General features: G+C 73.0%; 3 protein-coding genes. 1 reads left to right on the top strand and 2 read right to left on the bottom strand.

Annotation, left to right across the window (positions count from 1 at the left end; all coding sequences use genetic code 11):
• Window positions 1–1,117 (top strand): 2Fe-2S iron-sulfur cluster-binding protein (locus AB0C29_RS37780; RefSeq protein ID WP_360830951.1); only part of this gene is annotated, 1,117 nt, incomplete at its 5' end.
• Between the two features lie 631 nt (window positions 1,118–1,748).
• On the opposite strand, the gene mshC is transcribed toward AB0C29_RS37780, so the two are convergent.
• Both mshC and AB0C29_RS37790 read right to left on the bottom strand, forming a co-directional pair.
• Entirely contained in the window at window positions 1,749–2,987 is a 1,239-nt protein-coding gene (gene mshC, locus AB0C29_RS37785; protein WP_360830954.1) for a cysteine--1-D-myo-inosityl 2-amino-2-deoxy-alpha-D-glucopyranoside ligase, read from the bottom strand.
• A 55-nt stretch (window positions 2,988–3,042) separates the two neighbouring features.
• On the bottom strand, window positions 3,043–3,763 hold a 721-nt coding region (locus AB0C29_RS37790; protein ID WP_360830957.1), incomplete at its 5' end, for an SCO1664 family protein.

Below are 3,763 nucleotides of genomic sequence, written 5' to 3' on the forward strand. Positions count from 1 at the left end.
GATGGTGAGCCGGCCCGCGGCGACGACCGGCAACGCCGGGCTCGTCGCTGTCGCGCCGCCGCCGGCCTGGGCCGGATTCCGGCCGCTGCGGGTGACGGCGGTCGAGCCGGAGAGCAGCACGATCGCTTCGGTACGGCTGGCGGACCCGGACGGGCAGCCGGTCCCGGCCCCGCTGCCCGGGCAGTTCCTGACCGTACGGCTGCAACCGGACGCCGAGCAGCCGCCGCTGATCCGCAGCTATTCACTGTCCGGGCCTCCTGACGGCGGCGACTATCGGATCAGCGTCAAGCAGGAGCCGCACGGCGTGGCCAGTGGCTACCTGCATGCGCGCGTCCACCCCGGTGATCTGATCGATGTGGCCGCGCCGCGGGGGACGTTCGTGCTGCGGCCGGCGTCGACGCCGGTGCTGCTGATCAGCGGGGGTGTGGGGGCGACACCGATGCTGGCCATGCTGTACGCGCTCGCGGCGCAGCGGTCCGAGCGGGAGGTCTGGTGGCTGCAGGCTGCTCGCGACGGTGAGGATCGGCCGTTCGCGACGGAGACGGCCGAGTTGCTGGCGGGTCTTCCCCACGCTCGCTCGCAGATCTTCTACAGCCGGCCCCGCGCCCAGGACCACGGCTACGACCGCGCCGGCCGGTTGTCGCTCACCGCCCTTCGTGCGCTGCGCGTGCCGCTGGACGCCGACGCCTACCTGTGTGGTCCGGCCGGGTTCCTCACCGATGTGACCGCGGCGCTGGTGGAGGTCGGTGTGCCGGCCGACCGGATCAGCACCGAGATCTTCGGAGCGGGGCCGGGGATCACACCCGGGATCAGCGCGGTGGTGACCCGGGCGCCGCACCCTCCGGCGGGCGAGCCAGGTGACGGACCGGCGGTGTCCTTCGCGCGCAGCGGGCTGACCGTGCCCTGGGCCGATGGGCGGGACAGTTTGTTGGAGCTCGCTGAGGCCTGCGATGTGCCGGTGCGCTGGTCTTGCCGGTCCGGGGTCTGCCACACCTGTGAGACGGGGCTGCTGTCGGGGGAGGTCGCCTACACCACCGAACCGGTCGATCCGCCGGCCGACGGGGATGTGCTGATCTGCTCCTCACGTCCGCGCGGGGCGGTCGTGCTTGACCTCTAGGTGTGCCGTTCAGGCCGGTTGGTCGGGCAGCGAGGCCAGCGGAATCCGTGCGCGGCTCTGTATCGAAGCCCTCCGGCGCGCCGATGAGGAAGTCGGCCTTCGGACCTCGAACGCCGCCTTCGCGGCGGGGGCACGGACGCCAGGTCCAGCTCTGCCGCGAACCGCTGCTCATGACGGGTGATCTGGGCGAAGCGCTCAGGGTCTTGCGTCAACGCCCCGATGGGGTTCAGTGCCGCGGCTGCCACTCCAGAACTGGGAAGCGCTGACGCGCTGGGCGCTCGCGCAACGAAGGCAGCTCCGCCCGGAGGTGCTTGAGCAGCTCCCCGGACTGCGTCATACCGCCCAGCTCCCGTCACCTCAGGGCAACGTCCCGCCGCAGGCCGAGGCCGCCCCAGGCCGAGAAGCCGCCGCAGGCCAACGCCCCCCACGGTCGAAGCCGCCCCAGGCCGAATTTGGGGCAGGGCGAAGCCGCCCCAGGCCGAAGTTGCCGCAGGGGAAACGCAGCCGCGGGTCGAACGACTAGGCCTGCGCAAGGCCGTCGAGACGACCGAGTAGATGGCTGAGACCGCCGAACCCGATCAGCGGTCGCCCCGGTCGGGGCAAGCCTCGCGCACTGCCGGGCAGCGGCCGCTCAGAGGCGGATTCCGAGCAGGGCGTCCACAGTCCGGGCCATCAGCGCCGGCGCCTGCGTGTCGTCCCCGACGCCGGACACCGCTGCCTCGGACCAGGCGTCGACCAGGGCCAGGGCCGCCGGCGTGTCGAGGTCGTTGTGCAGGGCTTCGCGGACCGCGGCCAGCAGACCCTCGCCCGACGGGCCGGCCTGGGCCGCTGCGGCCTCGCGCCAGCGGGCCAGGCGCTGCTGACCCGCTTTGAGGACGTCGTCGGTCCACTGGCGGTCGGTGCGGTAGTGGTCGGCGAGCAGGCCCACCCGGACGGCCATCGGGTCCACGCCGTCGGCGCGCAGGCGGGAGACGAAGACCAGGTTGCCCTTGGACTTCGACATCTTCTCGCCGTTCAGGCCGATCATGCCGGCGTGCACGTAGTGCCGGGCGAACGGTGCCGTGCCAGTGAGGCGTTCGGCGTGCGCGGCCGAGCACTCGTGGTGCGGGTAGAGCAGGTCGTTGCCGCCGCCCTGGACGTCGATCGTCTCGCCGAGCAGGCCGAGGGCGATGGTGGCGCACTCGATGTGCCAGCCGGGGCGGCCGGGGCCGAGGTCGCCGCCGTCCCAGGCCGGCTCGCCGTCGCGGGCGCCGCGCCACAGCAGCGGGTCGAGCGGGTCGCGCTTGCCCGGGCGTTCCGGGTCGCCGCCGCGCTCCGCGGAGAGCACCAGCATCTCGTCGCGGGACAGGTTGGACTCGTAGCCGAAGTGCGGCGCCGCCTCGATCGTGAAGTAGACGTCGCCGGTGCCATCGTCCAGGCGGTAGGCCGCGCCGGAGTCGAGCAGCTCGCGCACGTGCGCCGCGATCGCCGGGATGGACTCGACCGCGCCGACGTAGTGCGCCGGCGGGATCATCCGCAGTGCTTCCATGTCCTCGCGGAACAGGGCCGTCTCGCGCATGGCCAGGACCACCCAGTCCTCACCGTCGCGGGCGGCCCGCTCCAGCAGTGGGTCGTCGATGTCGGTGACGTTCTGCACGTAACGCACGTCGAGGCCGGCGTCGCGCCAGGCCCGCTGGACCAGGTCGAAGGTGATCATCGTGGCCGCGTGACCGAGGTGGGTCGCGTCGTAGGGCGTGATGCCGCAGACGTACATCGTCGCGGCGTCGCCGGGGGTGGTGGGCTGCACCGACCGGCGGGCCGAGTCGTACAGCGCCGGCGGCGTCGCGGTCCCCGGCAGCTTCGGCACCTCGTGCCCGGTCCATGCGTCCATGGTCAGGAGCCTATCCAGCGCCACCGACAGAAATCCGCCCGGCGTGAGTAAAGCCTCAGACCGGCGGCCAGGGCACGGCCGGCCAGTCCTGCGGCGGCCGCGGGAAGCGGGCCGCGCGCAACAACCGGCGTACGCGCAGCCGGGCGTGCTGGACCTCGGTCAGGGTCAGGTGCTCCTCGAGGGCCGCGCCCAGTGCGCCGTTGAGCTGCTCGCCCAGCTTGGTCAGGACCTCGACGGAGTCGGCCGGGATCGGCTTGCCCGTCCAGCCCCACAGCACGGTGCGGAGTTTGTTCTCCACGTGGAAGCAGACGCCGTGGTCGACGCCGTGGATGCGGCCGTCCGGGGCGTACAGCACGTGGCCGCCCTTGCGGTCGGCGTTGTTGATCACCGCGTCCAGCACGGCCAGGCGGGACAGTCGCGGGTCGTCGGCGTGGGCCAGCGCGTACGCGTCGCCGTCCTCGTCGCGGGCCGAGGCGACCGCGAACCAGCCCGGGGGCACGTCGTACGCCGGGACGAAGCCGATCAGCGACTCGGCGTCCTCCGGCTCGTCGATCCAGAGCTGGCAGGCGCCGGGGCCGAGCGGTCCGTCACGCAGGATCGTCGGCGGCACCAGCCCCCAGCCGGTGGCCTGCGAGACCAGGAACGCCGACACCTCGCGCCCGGCGAGCGTGCCGTCCGGGAAGTCCCAGAGCGGGCGCTCGCCCTGCACCGGCTTGTAGACGCAGCGGCGGGTCAGCCCGTCGAGGGTGATCTCGGCGCGCAGGGTCGTGTTGGAG

This window comes from Actinoplanes sp. NPDC048791 (genome assembly GCF_040650095.1).
In the GTDB taxonomy this organism is placed as follows: Bacteria; Actinomycetota; Actinomycetes; order Mycobacteriales; family Micromonosporaceae; genus Actinoplanes.

Bases quoted from the DNA above. Each gene is read 5' to 3' on its own strand.
- mshC (WP_360830954.1), bottom strand. From the start codon at position 2,987: ATGGACGCATGGACCGGGCACGAGGTGCCGAAGCTGCCGGGGACCGCG.